This is a genomic window from Fibrella aestuarina BUZ 2 (assembly GCF_000331105.1).
Taxonomy (GTDB): domain Bacteria; phylum Bacteroidota; class Bacteroidia; order Cytophagales; family Spirosomataceae; genus Fibrella; species Fibrella aestuarina.
Genome location: NC_020054.1, coordinates 1,426,622 through 1,443,188 on the forward strand (window position 1 = coordinate 1,426,622; position 16,567 = coordinate 1,443,188).

The following is a 16,567-nucleotide window of genomic DNA, read 5'->3' on the forward strand; positions in this document are numbered from 1 at the left end:
GGGGTTGTATCAGGGAGCCGATAAAAGTTTGACGACCTGATGACCCGGCTGCAGGGGTTGTAGTTGCAATTGCTCGTTCAGGATGCCCATCTTGATGAGCCAGGCCTCAAATTCGGGCGCGGGGCGTCGATTGAGCACCTGCCGAACGTATTGCGCATCATGAAAACTGGTGCTCTGGTAATGCAGCATCACATCGTCGGCACCGGGTAGGCCCATCACGAAGGTCACGCCCGCCGCGCCGAGCAGCGTCAACAGCGTGTCCATATCGTCCTGATCGGCTTCGGCGTGGTTGGTGTAACAGACGTCGACACCCATCGGCAAGCCCAGCAGTTTGCCACAGAAATGATCTTCCAGCCCCGCCCGGATGATCTGCTTCCCATCGTAGAGGTATTCGGGGCCAATAAACCCGACTACCGAATTGACCAGCAACGGATTGAACGCCCGCGCAACGGCATAGGCCCGCGCCTCGCAGGTCTGCTGATCGACGCCGTGGTGCGCGTTGGCTGACAGTGCGCTGCCCTGCCCCGTCTCGAAATACATCACGTTTTGGCCAACCGTCCCCCGGTTCAGCGCCAGTGTGGCCTCGTAACCCTCGCGCAGCAGGGCCAGATCGACGCCAAACGAGCGGTTGACGGCTTCGGTGCCTCCGATACTTTGAAACGCCAGATCGACCGGGGCACCCTGCTCGATGGCCCGGAGCGTGGTCGTCAGGTGACTCAGCACGCAGGTCTGGGTCGGGATGGCCAGCCGCTCCCGTACCTGATCGAGCATCCGCAGCAGGTTGATGGTCTGGGGTACGTTGTCCGTGGCCGGATTCACGCCGATGACCGCGTCGCCGGAACCGTAGCACAGGCCGTCGATGAGGCTGGCTGTGATGCCGCGCAGATCGTCGGTGGGGTGGTTGGGTTGCAGGCGCGTATGAAACCGACCCGGCCCGCCCATCGGGGTGCCTAGCGTATTCCGAAAGCGAGTGATGACATGGCAATTCCGCGCTACGCTGATCAGGTCCTGATTTCGCATCAGTTTCGATACGGCTGCCGCCAGTTCGGGCGTGATGCCCCACCGTACCTGAGCCAGTTGGTCCGGCACCGCCATTAGCAGCCAGTCGCGGAAACCACCGACGGTGAGGTGGCTGATGGGGGCAAAAGCGGCCCGGTCGTGGCTGTCGATGATGAGCCGGGTCACTTCGTCCTGCTCGTAGGGAATAACGGCTTCGGTCAGGAACGTACCCAGCGGCAGGTCGGCCAGCGCCATCTGCGCCGCCACGCGCTCCTCGGCCGAATGCGCCGCCAGCCCCGCCAGTTCGTCGCCCGACCGCAACGGCGACGCCCGCGCCAGCAGCGTTTTGAGGTCTTTGAACGTGTAGGTACGTTGGCCGATGACGTGGCGGAACATGAGTTGTTGGTTGCGTTGCGCTGCGTCCCGGTTTAAAAACCGGGGCTTGCCATCCGTTGGCAACCCGAAGATGCTCAATAAATGGATAGTTGGGCGTGATGACGGATTTATTCAGCCCTGGTTTTCAAACCGGGGTACGTGCGGCAGCCCATTCCGGCCAGAAAACCGTTATTTTTACTTTACCATTGCCCCGCTTCCAATGACTGAACGGACCACCTTTTTTGAAACCCGGCTCGAATACCTCAAAGGCATCGGCCCCCAGCGGGCTGAATTGCTGAATAAAGAACTGCACCTGTTTACCGTTGCCGACCTGATCCAGTACTTCCCGTATCGCTACGAAGACCGGACCCGGTTCTACACGATCAGTGAGCTGATGGAGTCGATGCCGTCGGCGCAGGTGCGGGGCCGGATTCGCGACTGGCATACGGAAGGCGAGGGCCCGAAAAAACGGCTCGTGGCTTCCTTCACCGACGGCACCGGCACGATGGACCTGGTGTGGTTTCAGGGGCTGACGTGGGTGGAGAAAAACCTGCGTCGTGATGGCGAATACGTGGCGTTTGGCAAACCGCAGGAGTTTCAGAGCAAATTCAGCATCGTCCATCCCGAACTCGACGCCGTGCGGGCCGATGCCGAGCCTGACGCCTCCCTGACGCCCGTTTACAACCTGACCGACAAACTTCGCAAACGCTTCATCGACAACAAGGTGATGGCGAAAGCGATGCGCTCGCTGCTCGAAAATGCCTGGCCGCACATCCACGAAACGCTGCCCGCCTCCCTGATCGACAAGTTTCGGCTGGTGGGTAAACGCGAGGCGATGTGGAACATTCACCTGCCCCAAAGCACTGCCTGGCTGCGGCAGGCCGAACGCCGCCTGAAATTCGAGGAGCTGTTCTACAATCAGTTGCGGCTGATCTCGAACAAGCTGTTGCAGAAAGAGGAGCATCCCGGCCAGATTTTCCAGAAAACGAGTCTGCTGACGCACTTCTACAAGCACCTGCTGCCGTTTCCGCTCACGGGGGCCCAACAGCGGGTGCTGCGCGAAATTCACAAGGATTGCCTCACGGGGCGGCAGATGAACCGCCTCTTGCAGGGCGACGTGGGCAGCGGCAAAACGATCGTGGCGTTCATTACGATGCTGCTGGCGATCGACAACGGTGCGCAGGCCTGCCTTATGGCCCCCACCGAAATTCTGGCCGACCAGCACTACAACGGCCTCAAACCCTACGCCGACGCGATGGGTCTGAACCTGGGCATCCTGACGGGCAGCACCAAAACCAAACGCCGGAAGGTACTGCACGAGGAATTGCAATCGGGGCAGATGCACATCATTGTGGGTACGCACGCCCTGCTCGAAGACGTAGTGCAGTTCCGCAACCTGGGCCTGTGCATCATCGACGAGCAGCACCGCTTCGGCGTGGCGCAGCGGGCTAAAATGTGGGCTAAAAACCCGGTGGTGCCCCCGCACATTCTGGTCATGACGGCCACGCCCATCCCGCGCACATTGGCCATGACGCTCTACGGCAACCTCGATATTTCGATTATCGACGAACTGCCCGCAGGCCGGAAACCCATCAAAACGGTCCACAAATACGACAAGCACCGCGCTGAGGTCTTTGGCTTCATGCGACAGCAGATCGAATTGGGGCGACAGGTGTACGTGGTCTACCCGCTGATCGAGGAATCGGAAACGCTCGATTACAAAGACCTCACCGACGGCCACGAAAGCATTCAGCGGGCGTTCCCGCAGCCCAAATACCAAGTGGGGATTCTGCACGGTAAGATGGATGCGTTCAGTAAAGACTACGAAATGACCCGCTTCGCCAAGGGTGAAACGCAGATTCTGGTCGCCACGACGGTGATCGAGGTGGGTGTGAACGTACCCAACGCCAGCGTGATGGTGATCGAAAGCGCCGAGCGATTCGGCCTGTCGCAGCTGCATCAGTTGCGGGGACGCGTGGGGCGGGGTGCCGAGCAGAGTTATTGCGTGCTGATGACGGATTATAAACTCAGCAGCGACACCAAAACGCGCCTGGAAACGATGGTGCGCACCAACAATGGTTTCGAGATTGCCGACGTCGATCTGCAACTGCGTGGGCCCGGCGATCTGGCCGGTACGCAGCAAAGCGGCCTCACCGACCTGCGCCTCGCCGATCTGGCCAAAGACGGTGCCGTGCTCACCGCCGCCCGCGAATCGGCCCAGCTGATTCTGGAAGAAGACCCCAATCTGGTGTTGCCCGAAAACGCCCCCATCCGCAACCACGTCGACGCCGTAGGCCGCACCAAATCCGACTGGAGCCGGATTAGCTAGCGGGGTAACGTACCTGAACTATCCAAATAACCCATCCAGATCGAGAGATAGGTCGGGGAAAAGTGCTGAGGTGGGGCGGCTTCCCTTTTCGTACACGGCCGTTTCCACATACTGGTCGCCGTTCAGGGCGTAGGCATAGATTTCGGCGCTTTTCGGCACGACAATCCAGTACTCACGAACCCCCGCCGATTCGTAGAGATCAAATTTTTCGTTGAAATCTTTTTTGTGCGTCGAGGGGGATGTAATCTCGATGATCCAGTCTGGGGCACCCACGCACCCATACTCGTCGATCTTGGCGGGGTCGCAGATGACACAGATGTCGGGTTGTACCACCGTGTATACCTTGTTGTTGTAGCCCGGTTCGTAGTCGGGGTTGGGCAGGCGGACATCAAAAGGTGCCGTGTAAAGTTCGCAGGTACGATCGCGGAAGTAATTATACAACTCGCCCGTGATGCGCATAGAAACGCGCTGATGTCCCGCCCTCGGGGCAGGCGACATATCATATAGCTTGCCCTTAATGAGTTCGACGCTCTGCTCAAACTGCCATTTCAGGTAATCGGCGTACGTATAGGTGCCGTTGGGGTCGAGTTGAGATAGGTTCGTAATCATACGAAACGACGCGGTTGTCCACCAAAAATACGAAAACGAATCGACGCACCCGTCTGTTCGCTACACCCCCAGCCGCTGGGCTTCTTCGAGCAGGCGGGTGCGGTCGATGGGGACGACGCCGACGCTTTCGCAGACCAGTCCGCCACCCAGATTCGATAGGGCGGCGATGCGACGGGGCGCTTGCTGCAAGGCAACGCAACAGGCGGCAATGCTGATGACCGTATCGCCCGCGCCCGACACATCGGCAATCTTGCGGACGTGCGCCGGGAGCTGCTCCTGCGCTCCGTCGAAGTCGATGTAGACGCCGCGTTCCGACAGGGTGATCAGCGTTCCGGCGAGCTGCATTCGCTCTTTCAACTGCCCTACTACGCTCGCCAACTCGGCTGGCCGATCCACATTAAAATCAATTTTGAGGCCTTCTTTCAGTTCCTTCAGGTTGGGCTTGAACAGCGTGACGTGTTGGTAGTCAAGAAAGTGCCGCTTTTTGGGGTCGACTACCGTGGGTACGTGGTGATCATTGGCGAAGGCCGTGATCTCGGCGATGGCCTCGCGGCTCAGCACGCCCTTATCGTAGTCTTCGAACAGCACCACGTGGCAGGTCGGGATAAGCGCCTTCGCTTTCTCGATTAGCTGGGTACGTTCGTCGGGAGTGATGTAGGCGTCGGTTTCGGTATCGACCCGCACCACCTGCTGCGACCCGGCAATGATGCGCTCTTTGATGGTCGTGATGCGCGACGCCGACCGGATGAGCCCTTCGCAGTTGAGGCCTCGTTCGGTAAGTTGCTGCTGAAGTTGATCGCCCGCCTGGTCAGTACCGATGACCGAGCAGACTACGGCTTCAGCCCCTAGGGCTTGCACGTTCAGCAGTACATTGCCTGCCCCGCCCAACCGTACTTCGCGGCGTTGCACGGTCACTACCGGCACCGGCGCTTCGGGCGAAATCCGGTCGACGCGGCCCCACACGTAGGCGTCGAGCATAACGTCGCCGATGACCAGTACACGCAGGCGGTTGAATTGGGAAAACAGATCGGGGAGGGGGAGTAATGACGAAAAAGACATGCCGCAAAGATAAGCGGGTTCAGGAGGAAGGTTCAATACGCACTAGTCAACGCCGCTTACGCCTAGCTGATGCGGCGTTGACTAGTGCGTATTGAACCTGACAGTTTAAATCCGCTGAATCAGCTCGTTGACTTTGTGGATTTCCTCGCGGCCGACGATGTGGTCGATGATGGCGATGGCGTGTTCGCGGCCATTTTCGATGAACACTTTTTCGGTGTAAATCCCCGCCATGACCGTGCCGCAGACATATAGTCCAGGTACGTTGGTTTCGAATGTCTGCTTGTCGTAGACCGGAATCTGCGTATCGGGGTCAAGGTCAATACCGCAACGAGTGAGCAGTTCGGCGTCGGGGGTGTAGCCCGTCAGCATCAAGACAAAATCGGCGGGGATGGTCTGGGTTTCGCCCGTCTTCAGGTTATGCATCCGGACGTAATCGGGCCCAATGCGCGTTACGCAACTATCGAATGCCGTTTTAATCTTGCCTTCTTTCACCCGGTTTTTCACGTCGGGAATAAGCCAGTACTTCACCGTCGGCTTAAAATCCTCACCCCGGTGCACCACCGTCACATCCACATTGTGGCGGTACAACTCAAGCGCGGCTTCAACGGCGGAGTTGGCCGCCCCCACAATCACCACCTTGGTAAATGAGTACTGGAACGGCTCGTCATAATAATGGCTGACGTGCGCCTGATCTTCACCCGGAATACCCAGCCAGCGGGGTTTGTCGAAGTAGCCCGTTGCCAGAATGACTTTGTAGGCCTGAAAAGTGTCACCGTTGGTCGTCGTGACAATGAACAGGTCGCCCTGCTTCTGCACCTTCTGCACCTCCGTAAACATCTTTGTATTTAGCTGGAAATAGGCCGCCACCTTGCGGTAATACTGCAAGGCTTCGTTGCGGTTGGCCTTCACGCCCGAAATCGGAAACGGGATACCACCGATCTCAATGTTTTCGGCGGTCGAGAAAAAGCGCATCAGTTTTGGGTACCGCCGAATCGACTCGGTAATGCTGCCTTTTTCCAGAATAAGGTGGGTCAGACCGCTTTTGGCGGCTTCAATGCCCGCTGCCAGTCCGCAGGGGCCACCGCCCACAATGATGACATCGTAAGGGTGTTCGCTTGTAGTCATATCGGCTGTATTACGCTCAGATGGATATACCTCTAACGCAAAATTAGCCCGGAAAGGTCGGGAAGTAGGGAATGGATAATGCACGATGGATAATGTACAATGGGAGCTGCCACGGCTCATCGTACATTGTCCATTCCCTTTACTTGATTCGCCGGAAGCTGAGGGGCATACACCCGCCGGGGCCGATGGTGATGGTTACCAGAGCCGGTGTGCAGCCATCGACGAGGCCGGGCTGGGGAATGAGCAGGGCGTAGAGGTAGCGTGTTTGTTCGACAGGGCTCCGATTCTGAACGGGCGGTAGCGTACTGCCCGGCAGGGTTGCGACCAGATCGACTTCAGGCGTGACGGTCGCCAGCGTAGTGCCGCCTGTATAGGCGCTACTGCTGCTTTGCGGGGTGTCGAATAGCACAAACGCCACCTGATCGCCCGGATTCACCTGATTGAGCAGCACCCGCACATCGGGCAGTAACTCGCCAGCACAGAGCGTGAGCGCATCGGGCGTGTCCAGAAAAGGTTGTGGGCAGGGATCGTTAGTGGGCGCTTCAACCACCACGATGTCGTAGGCTTCGCAGCCCGTTTCGAGGTCTTTCACCACAATCGTGTAGCTGCCTTCTTTCGACACAATCGGAAAAGGATCGGTACTGCTGAAGCCGTCAGGGCCCGTCCAGATAAACAGCGGCACTGTGGCGTCGGTTTCTACCGACAGCATGACGGAGCATGTCTTGCAGGCCATAGCCCCGCCCTGAGCGGCAATGAGTGGTGGCGGCACGGGGCTCTGCGATACGCGCGCGGGGTTCGACGCATCGACGCACCCGTTGGCAAACGTGACAATGGCCCGGTAAATGCCCGGTGCGCTGACGCTGAGCGTATTGCCTTCGCCCGCCATACCCCAGGGACCTGTCCACAAAACCGAGCTGTAGCGTCCCGTGATGGTCGCCGTGAGGGTTATCGTTGGTGTGCTACAGCTCAACGCCCCCTGGTTGACGGATACCGTGCCCGGCCGCTGATCGCTGCTGACCGTGGCGGTCGTTGCGGTGCCCCAGCAGTTGCCGAGCCGCCCCGTGAGCGTGTAAGTACCGGGCTGACTCACCGTGATCGACGTACCGCTGGTGGGCGTTGGACTACCGCTGCGCCACCACGAATAGCTGGCCCCCGGCGTAGGGTTAGTCAAGCTCAGGGCGGCGTAAGGATTGGTGCAGGTCAGGGTTGTCGACCGGGGCGTCAGCGCCATCGATACGCCCGGAAAGACTGTGACGGTGGTTTGGGCCGATACCCGACACGCTGGGTCGCTGGGGGTGGGAGCGAGCAGGCCGTAGACGTAATACACGACGGCCGTGCCGGTAGCGTTTGGTAGACTGGCCAGGGAGGCCGTAACGGTGCTGGCCAACGGGTTGGTGAGTGCATACGTACCCAGCGGGGTGCCGCCCGAGTACATGGCCGTGCCTGACTGCGGGCTGGTGAAATAGACCAGCCGCAGGCTATCGGTGGAGGTTGTGTTGGTAGAGACTAAGGGCAGGCTGGGCGCGGTCGCATTGGCACATATCGATAGCGCGTTGACAGGCGTTGTCAGGGTAGGGCAGCCTACCCGATTGGCAGTAATGCTGGTTGTAAAGAAGGTGTCCCCCGCGACCTGCGCCTGGATCTGGAAACTGGCTATCAGGAGCAAACTGGTTAGCCAACTTCGCAAGGCCATCCCCCATTGGACGGTTGCGTACTCGTTTTTCATCTGAGGCTGTACTACGTAAATAGGCTGTACTAAGGCAGATAGCTCGATCGAGGCGCGTCGGATTGAGTTTGCAGGCAAAATCAGGCGCTGGTCGGCGTATCTTTATGGGCTGGGGGGTAGGGCTTTTGCATCAAATCCCTTGCCAGTTTGGCCAGTAGCATCGGGTATATTTACTGGAAGTGACTTTCTCATGAATGAAACGGCAACAAATACACTATTTTCCTACTCGACTACCGAAGAAATCACCGTCTTCGCCGATCTGATTTTGCCGATACCCGTGCCACGTTTGTTCACGTACCGGGTCAAGCGCGACATGGTCGAGGCGATCAAGGTGGGGGCGCGGGTGATTGTACCCTTCGGGAAGAGCCGGGTCATTACGGCCGTCGTGGCGAAGCTTCACAACCAGCCGCCCCAAAACTACCAGGCCCGCTACGTGCTCGAACTACTCGACGAATACCCGCTCGTGACGGGCTATCAGTTGCAGTTATTCGATTGGATGTCAACCTACTACATGTGCTGCATCGGCGAGGTGCTCAACGTGGCGTTACCGTCGGGCCTGAAGATCACGAGCCAGTCGAAGGTGCAGTTCAACCCCGATTTCGATTACCCCGAACTGCTAAATGAACAGGAGTCGGCCCTGCTCGAGCAACTGAAGAAACACCCGTCGTTGAGCTACGAAGAACTGGGCCGCCTGGCGGGTGAAGTGAACGTACCCACGCTGATCAAATCGCTGGTCGACAAGCGGGCGGTCATCGTGTTCGACGAGGTGAAAGAAAAATACGTACCCAAGATGGTGCGGAAGGTGAAACTCCACCCCAACTACGAGCAGCCCGAACAGTTGCTGGCGCTGTTGCAACGGCTCGACAAGCTACCGAAGCAACAGGAGGTGGTCATGCGTTACCTGCGGCACGTGCCCATGCAACGCAACCCGGCGCTCAACAAAAACGGCCTCGACAAAACCATCCTGAATCAGGACGACGAATTGTCGCAATCGTCGCTGGGTACGTTGATCAAGAACGAGGTGTTCCTCACGTTCGAGGTCATTCAACCGCGCTTCGCCGATACGTTTTCCCCGCAGAAAGAAATCAAACTGACGCCCGCCCAGCAAACCGCTGCCGACAGCATCATGGCGCAGTTCGGCGAGAAAGGCATCGTGCTCTTCCACGGCATCACGGGTAGCGGTAAAACCGAGGTCTACATCGATCTGGTGCAGAAGGTGCTGGCGAGCGGATCGCAGGTGCTGTACCTACTGCCCGAAATCGCGCTGACGACCCAGATTGTGGTGCGCCTGCAAAAAGTCTTCGGCGATAAAATGGGCATTTACCACTCCAAGTTCTCCGACAACGAACGCGTGGAGGTTTGGAAAGGCATCGTGTCGGGGCAGTTTCAGTTTGTGGTGGGCGTACGGTCGGCGGTGTTTCTGCCGTTCGACAACCTTGGTCTGGTGATCGTGGACGAAGAGCACGAAACCTCCTACAAGCAGCACGACCCGGCTCCGCGGTACCACGCCCGCGACGTGGCGATGATGATGGCCCAGTGGCAGCAGGCCAAAGTGCTGCTCGGTTCGGCCACGCCCAGCATCGAAACCTACTACCAGGCCAAGCAGGGGCGCTACGGGCTGGTTGAATTGTTTCAGCGATACGGCGACGCCAATCTGCCGTTTATCGCGCTGGTCGACGTGAAGCGCGAACGCAAGCAGAAGACGATGAAAAACGAGTTTTCGTCGGTCTTGTATGAAGCGCTGGCCGATAATCTGGAGCGGAAACAGCAGAGTATTCTGTTCCAGAACCGGCGCGGCTACTCGCCCTACCTGCAATGCGAAGACTGCGAATGGACGAGCCAGTGTCTCAACTGCGCCGTCAGCCTAACCTATCACATGCGGGCGGCCGAACTGCGCTGCCATTACTGCGGCCACAAAGAAACGGTGCCCAAAGTCTGCCCTACCTGCGGTTCGACCAAGGTGAAGACGGTGGGTTACGGGACCGAGAAGCTCGAAGATCAGTTGCAGATCATGTTTCCCGACGCCCGCATTCAGCGTATGGACCTCGACACCACCCGTGCCAAAAATGCCTATCAACAGATTATCAGCGAGTTTGAGGCGGGTAAGGTCGATATCCTGGTCGGGACGCAGATGATTACGAAGGGTCTCGACTTTGACAACGTGAGCCTCGTCGGTATTTTCGACGCTGATCGGATCATTCACTTCCCTGAATTCCGGGCAACCGAACGGGCGTTTCAGATGATCACGCAGGTATCGGGCCGGGCGGGGCGCCGGGCCGACCGGCAGGGGCGCGTGCTCATTCAGACCGGCAACCCTACACAGCCGGTGCTGCAAAAAGTGATCGATAACGATTATTTGGGTCTCTACGAAGACGAGATCGGCGAACGGCGCGACTTCAACTACCCGCCCTTCTCCCGGCTCATCAAACTGACCGTGCGCCACACCGATCAGCGCATCAGCAAACGCGCCGCCGACCGCCTCCGCGCCGAACTAGCCGAAAAGCTGGGCGACGAGCGCGTGCTGGGGCCGGAAGAGCCGCTGGTGGAACGCATCCGCAACCAGTTTCTCTACGACATTCTGGTCAAGCTTGAAAAGGACAAGATCAACGTCAAGGCGGTGAAAACCTTTATCCAGGAGCGTATCACCGACATCCTCACCGACAAAGGCCTCCGCCAGGTCAGCATCGTGATCGACGTGGATTGTTTGTAACAGCTTCCGCCTACTCAATACCATGGTTGCTATCCTGCCAGCTATTTATTGCGGAAAATAGCGCGTGCATTCGTGATGAACTAGCTATATGCCCGCGAACATCATGCCGGATTGAGCAGGCTAAATCAACCAATTAAGGCGGTTGGTTAGGTCTTTTTCCGGGGTTAGAAACCGGGGAAGATACGGTGCGTTGAGGGGCATTGGGCTTCTATTTTTGGGGCTTCACGAAACGAATGCTATCCCACATGTCTACCCGCCTGCTCACCCTATTAAGCTGGCTGTCAGCTACCGCCGTAGTGGCTCAGACGCCCGCCGATACCAGTCAGTATTATCCGCGCAAAACGCTGCTTTTCCTGAACCGCCTCGCTCAACGCCCTGACAAGGCGTTGCCCCTGTCAAAACCCCGCCCACGCAGTATGCAGCCGGTAACCGAGCGGGCGGCAATGGTTATCGAAATGCCCGCCGAGTCAATGGAGTTGGGCGGGAAGGGTGGTAAGCACACATGGTCACCCAAGGGTGCGAAAAAAATCGCGGCGAATGATCTGCTTAGTAAACCCACGCTGAATCGGTACATGGCCGTACAGACGGTGCGCTACCTGACGGGAAAAGAGGATGTGAGCTACTACGACACGTATTTTTCGGCCAATTCGTCGGATGGACTGATTACACTAGGGCGTACAAAGACGAACAAAGATTCGGCTGAACAGGTACAGTCGGTTTGGAATTACGGGCTGAAGACGAAAATAATCACGGGGTTGGGCAACCTGTTTAGTGGCCGAAAATTCAGCCGGGAAGTGGGACTGTATGCCAACTTTACGGTGTTTGGTCGGGGCAGTATCTGGTACGACAAGGTGCAGGTCGATACTATGCGACGGGAACGGGAATACATTCTACAGACTATCGTTGTTGACTACGCGCGCGATACGGTTCAGTTTAACCAGCAGCAGCGACAGGCGTTGGCTGCATTTTTATCGGGCTACACGGGACAGGAACCAAGCTTCGAGAAGGACACCGCTGCATTCCGTAAGAGCCTGCTACGCGATCGGATCGCCTTCTATGGGGTGCTGGACAAAAAGTACAAAGATCAGTATTTCGAACTGGAAATGAAGGCCGGTAAACCGCGCGTCAACTATGTGCGCTCAAACTGGTGGACGGTCCTGGGCAACCTCTCGGGCGTAACCGATGCCATTCGCCCAGATTCGACGCAACCCGCTGGGGATGGGCTATTCATCGGGGCCAAAGCAGGGCTCAGTTACTCGGTATTTACGGAAGATTTTCGCCGTGAAAAAGATGGCTCCCGCGCCTGGTATCGGCTACGGTCGCTGGCAACCCTATCAGCAACGGTGCAGAACACGAATCAGCTCCGGTTGCTGGAAACTTACGGAGCCGATGCCGCGCCTCAGTTGCGCGGGAAAAGCATCACCAAAGATGGATCGACTTACTGGCAGGGACCTTACGAAAACTGGGCCATGTTGAACCTGGAAGGGCGGATTTTGCTTACAATGCCCAATTTGACCAACGTGGTGAGTCTGGATCTGTTTGGTGGCACAACCACCGGCCGCTACGCCAGCCAGAATCTTGGCTTTGGGTTCCTGTTTTCGCTGCCTGACCAGACGAAAAAAGCGCCTGTCAACGTAGAGCTGATGGCCAATTTTATGGATCTGAATCGCCAGTTGCTACCCGGCAAAAGTGCTCTTGACCGGCTTCAGGTTGGCATCAGTCTCGCTTTGCCCTTCAACAGCAACCTGAATAACCTGTAAAGTGGATTCCGCGTCAACCTGCTTGCGATGCATTTGAGTTGCCTTTGCAAGGGGCAACTCAAATGCATCGCAAGCAGGCCGCAGTAGTTTTACCGCCTTACGCTCTGCGTTTAAACAAGCCCAGCGGCCAGCCTTCGGCGAGTTGAATGGTTGAACCAGCCACGGTGCGGCCCGTGAGCACATCCGTCCAGGTACCAGTGCCGGGAAGTGTCACCCGCGTATCCTGCCAGTCGAGCGCGAGTGGGTCGGTAGCGCCGGTTTGGTTGGCGAGGCGAGCCAGGTGTAGCGGCACAATGACGACGTACCCAGCCGTGTCGGTCTGGCGGGCAAACGCCAGTACATGGTCGCGGTGCGTACCGTCTACGGGTAGGGGAACGTACCCAGCCGACGCCCAAAAGTCCGGATGCTCGCGGCGTTCGGTCAGGAGTTTGTGCGTCAGCCAGAGTTTAATCTGACCCGTGCGGCGGCTTTCCCAGAGCCGGTCGGGTTGTGGCGCTTGGTCGCTCTGAAGCGCGGTCAGCAGTTGGGTTCGTAGCTCGTAGTTGACCGCCCGCCGGTTGTCGGGGTCTACCAAGCTCAGGTCAAACAGTTCACAGCCCTGATAAACGTCGGGCATGCCGGGCGTGGTGAATTTCAGCAGCACCTGCGCCAACGAATTGACAATCCCGAAATCGGCAATGCGGTTAATGAACGCGTCAAGCTCGGGCCAGAGCGGGCCATTTTTGTCGAGCCAGGCATCGGCGTAGGCGTAGGTTGCCTCCATGTACGGTTTGTTGGGACGTACCCAGCTCGTGTGCCGCTTGGCCTCCTGCAAGGCTTTCTCCAGGTACTTACGCATCCGCCCGCCGAAGTTGTCTTCCTGATCCCAGGCCGTTGAGCCTTCCTCATACGGGTAAGCGCCAACCAGCGTTTGGAGCACGAAGTAAGCGTCGTTGGGGTCGGGCATGTTGTTGGGGCGTTGGGCGGCGCTCAACGAAAGCCAGCGTTGGGCGGTCTGTGGCCATTCGTCACCTAGGGCCGTGAGCACGTTGAGGCGGGCGCGTACGTCTTCACCCCGTTTGGTGTCGTGGGTCGACGTGCCGTTCATGGCCAGCGGCCACTGCGCCTGCCGGTCCTGCATGGCCAGGTGGAAAGTGTCGATGTCCATGCCAAACGCCTCCGCCGAATCGCCCACTTCGTTATGACCGATGAAGCGGGAATAGGTATACAGCAGCGTGTCTTCCACGCCTTTTGCCATGATTGGTCCCGTAAACTGCATGCAGCGCTGGTAGAACCGCAGGGCGCGGGCGTTGTAATCCGCATCGCCTTCGAGTGGCTTTTGCAGCCAGATATCGGTCAGCAGATCGACCGATGCCCCAAACTCAACAGCCCGTTCGCGCACAGAATCGAGCAACTGCCGAACAGCCTCCGCTTCATCGGCCGGGAGCGGAAACTGATTGCCGTAGAACCGATAAACCGGGCATCGCACCAGCAGTTCGGCCAGCGTCAGCAGAAACATGGTCTCGTTGATGGTCGCCATGCGCTCGGCCGGCACCAGTTGCTGATTGTAAAAAAGCTTGTACAGGTTGGCCAGTTCGCCACCCATATCGTGATACAGAATATAGGCCTTGCGGCTGAACATCTGATCGTGTACCGACGTCGCATTGCCCACCAGTTGCTGGTAGAAGGTGGTGAAAGCCGCCTCACCCGTCGCATCGGTCAGCAAATTATTGACCAGCGCCAGATAATCGTAGCCGCTGCTTCCCTGAATGGGCCAGTTGGGTAGGTTTTCGCCCGGCTCCAGAATTTTTTCAACTACGATGTAGGATTCGTCGCCCATCGCCCGACGCAGGTTGTCGAGGTATCCCGCCGGATCGAACAGCCCATCCACGTGGTCGACGCGCAGGCCCTGAAACGTACCGTCGTCAACCAGTTCCTGAATGAGTGAATGCACGTGCTCGAATACCTCTGGGCGTTCCACCGCCAGACACAGCAGGCCGTTGACCGTGAAAAAACGCCGGAAGTTGATGCGCCGCCGTGTTTCCTCACCATCGCACAACCGGTAGTGCTGATCCTCGGTGAGCGCGTGCAGTTCATCGACCGATTGGTTGATGGTGGCTAACCGATACTCGACATAAGCACGCACCTCGTCGTTATCCTCCATTAAGGCGGCCAGTTCCAGCCGGGCAGCGTCCCAGGCAGCAGCCGCGGTAGTATGCTCATCAGCTGTCGAATGGGCACGGCGGGCTTCGGGTTGCGCCTGTTGGCCCTGCGTGGCTACGTTACCTTCGTAAACGGTCGGGTGCGTCGGCTCAGGTACGTAGAGCCCGTCGATCTGATCGAGCCACTGAGCCAGTGCCGCCGGTACGTTGGCTGGCTCAACCGTGGTGCCGACGGGCGTGGTCAGCACGTGGGCGTAGGTATGCGGGGCCAGCGGAAAATGGTTTTCGTAGTAGGCCAGCACCAGCCGCTGATGTTGATAAGCCACCTGTAACTCGCCCCCCGCGATGATGTTCTTTAGCGGTTTGCCCAGAAACGGCGCCATCAGCGTACCGCTGAACAGCTCGTTGGTGCCGGGAATATCGAAATAGCCCGCGTAGACCGATTGCTGCCCTTTTTCCAGCACGTCCGTCACCCAGGGGTTGGCGGGGTGGTAAGCAAGGTGGTTAGGCACAATATCCTGCACCCAGCCCATACCCCGGTCGCGTAGCCATTGGCTCAGTTCCCGCAGTTGCGCGACGGTACCAATTTCGGGGTTGATCCGTTGCGGGTCGATGCCATCATACCCGTGGGTACTGCCGGGGGTGGCAGCCAGGGTAGGCGCGGCGTAGAGGGTGGTTACACCGAGTTGGTGCAGGTAGTTGAGCTGCTGTTGCAGGTGGGCGAAGGTAAAGCCGGCATGCAATTGCACGCGATAGGTCGAGACAGGATTGTACATAACGTGGTGTGACCCCACCCCCAGCCCCTCCCCTGAAAGCAGGGGAGGGGAGTTTTGGCTTCGCCTTACTCTGAAGAGCCAACGCAGCGGAGCTCTCCCCTCCCCTTTTTTAAGGGGAGGGGCCGGGGGTGGGGTAGTAATTCTTATCTTTAACCAGTAAAGCCGACCGTAGTTGCATGAAACTTTTTCTACTGCCTATTCTGGCCTTGTTCTGCTGTGGGACTGCCCCGTTGCGAAGGGTTGAACCGACAGTGAAACCGGCCCGTACCTGTACCACCTCCGCCGATCCACGCATGCACCTGTACGACGATCTGGACCTGGAATTACTGGGGCTGAACCGGCGGGCGTATGAACTGGGCGTGAGCGGGATGCAGTACGTAGCCAAACCAAAACCCCTGTTGCTGCTGGCCGACATGACGCAGCCCTCTGTTAACAAGCGCCTGTACGTCATCGACCTGGCTAACCGGAAACTGCTGTTTCAGACGTACGTGGCGCATGGGCAGGGCTCAGGTACGTTGCGGCCCCGCCAGTTTTCAAACGTGGCGTCCTCGATGCAGTCGAGTCTGGGGTTTTACCGCACGATGGGTCGTTACTGGGGAAAGCACGGCTTATCGCTCAAATTGAAAGGGCTGGAGCCGGGTATCAACGATCGCGTGTTTGACCGAAACATTGTGTTGCACGGGGCGGCCTATGTGTGCGAAGATACCATCCGCCACACCGGCATGCTGGGCCGCAGCCAGGGATGCCCCGCTGTTCCTGACGCCCTGTCGACGCCCATTATCAAAACCGTAGAAGGTGGCGCTACGCTGTTTGTGTACTACCCCGACAGCCAGTATCTGGCTACGTCGTCGTTTATCAACGGAAAGCGTGAGTCATTGGCGGTAGCGGCCCGGTAATGGGTTAATTTCAGCTATTTAATCCCATTCTCGATAGGAAACTTCACCCGTTCTCTGCTTTT

The 16,567-nt window shown here is 58.1% G+C and carries 10 protein-coding genes; 4 read left to right on the forward strand and 6 right to left on the reverse strand.

Annotated elements, in window-relative coordinates; translation table 11 throughout:
• Window positions 1-9 precede the first annotated feature (9 nt).
• Window positions 10-1,395 (reverse strand): ethanolamine ammonia-lyase subunit EutB, encoded by a 1,386-nt coding sequence (locus tag FAES_RS05760; protein ID WP_015330258.1) that lies wholly within the window; start codon window positions 1,393-1,395, stop codon window positions 10-12.
• Window positions 1,396-1,594: 199 nt separating this feature from the next.
• On the opposite strand from FAES_RS05760, the gene recG reads away from it, so the two are divergent.
• Window positions 1,595-3,703 (forward strand): ATP-dependent DNA helicase RecG, encoded by a 2,109-nt coding sequence (gene recG, locus FAES_RS05765; protein ID WP_041258611.1) that lies wholly within the window; start codon window positions 1,595-1,597, stop codon window positions 3,701-3,703.
• An 18-nt stretch (window positions 3,704-3,721) separates the two neighbouring features.
• Here recG and FAES_RS05770 read toward each other — a convergent pair whose 3' ends face one another.
• The 4 genes from FAES_RS05770 to FAES_RS05785 all read right to left on the reverse strand — a co-directional run bounded on the left by FAES_RS05770 (window position 3,722) and on the right by FAES_RS05785 (window position 8,222).
• A complete protein-coding gene (locus FAES_RS05770; RefSeq protein ID WP_015330260.1) occupies window positions 3,722-4,312 on the reverse strand; it encodes a Uma2 family endonuclease in 591 nt (196 codons plus the stop codon).
• Between the two features lie 60 nt (window positions 4,313-4,372).
• Entirely contained in the window at window positions 4,373-5,371 is a 999-nt protein-coding gene (locus tag FAES_RS05775) for a bifunctional heptose 7-phosphate kinase/heptose 1-phosphate adenyltransferase (protein ID WP_015330261.1), read from the reverse strand.
• 105 nt (window positions 5,372-5,476) lie between these two features.
• Window positions 5,477-6,496 (reverse strand): YpdA family putative bacillithiol disulfide reductase, encoded by a 1,020-nt coding sequence (locus FAES_RS05780; protein WP_041257584.1) that lies wholly within the window; start codon window positions 6,494-6,496, stop codon window positions 5,477-5,479.
• 139 nt (window positions 6,497-6,635) lie between these two features.
• The gene (locus FAES_RS05785) at window positions 6,636-8,222 is read right to left on the reverse strand and encodes a hypothetical protein (protein WP_015330263.1); all 1,587 of its coding nucleotides are present in this window, start codon (window positions 8,220-8,222) and stop codon (window positions 6,636-6,638) included.
• Window positions 8,223-8,412: 190 nt separating this feature from the next.
• Between FAES_RS05785 and priA the strand changes: the two genes are divergently transcribed.
• The gene (priA, locus tag FAES_RS05790; protein WP_015330264.1) at window positions 8,413-10,932 is read left to right on the forward strand and encodes a replication restart helicase PriA; all 2,520 of its coding nucleotides are present in this window, start codon (window positions 8,413-8,415) and stop codon (window positions 10,930-10,932) included.
• Window positions 10,933-11,177: 245 nt separating this feature from the next.
• Window positions 11,178-12,692, forward strand: coding sequence for a hypothetical protein (locus FAES_RS05795; protein ID WP_041257586.1), 1,515 nt, complete (start codon window positions 11,178-11,180; stop codon window positions 12,690-12,692).
• A gap of 97 nt (window positions 12,693-12,789) precedes the next feature.
• Here the strand turns inward: FAES_RS05795 and treY are convergent, their stop codons facing one another.
• A complete protein-coding gene (gene treY / locus FAES_RS05800; RefSeq protein WP_015330266.1) occupies window positions 12,790-15,609 on the reverse strand; it encodes a malto-oligosyltrehalose synthase in 2,820 nt (939 codons plus the stop codon).
• 293 nt (window positions 15,610-15,902) lie between these two features.
• On the opposite strand from treY, the gene FAES_RS05805 reads away from it, so the two are divergent.
• Window positions 15,903-16,505, forward strand: a complete 603-nt coding sequence (locus tag FAES_RS05805; protein ID WP_229364431.1) for a murein L,D-transpeptidase catalytic domain family protein — start codon at window positions 15,903-15,905, stop codon at window positions 16,503-16,505.
• Window positions 16,506-16,567 lie beyond the last annotated feature (62 nt).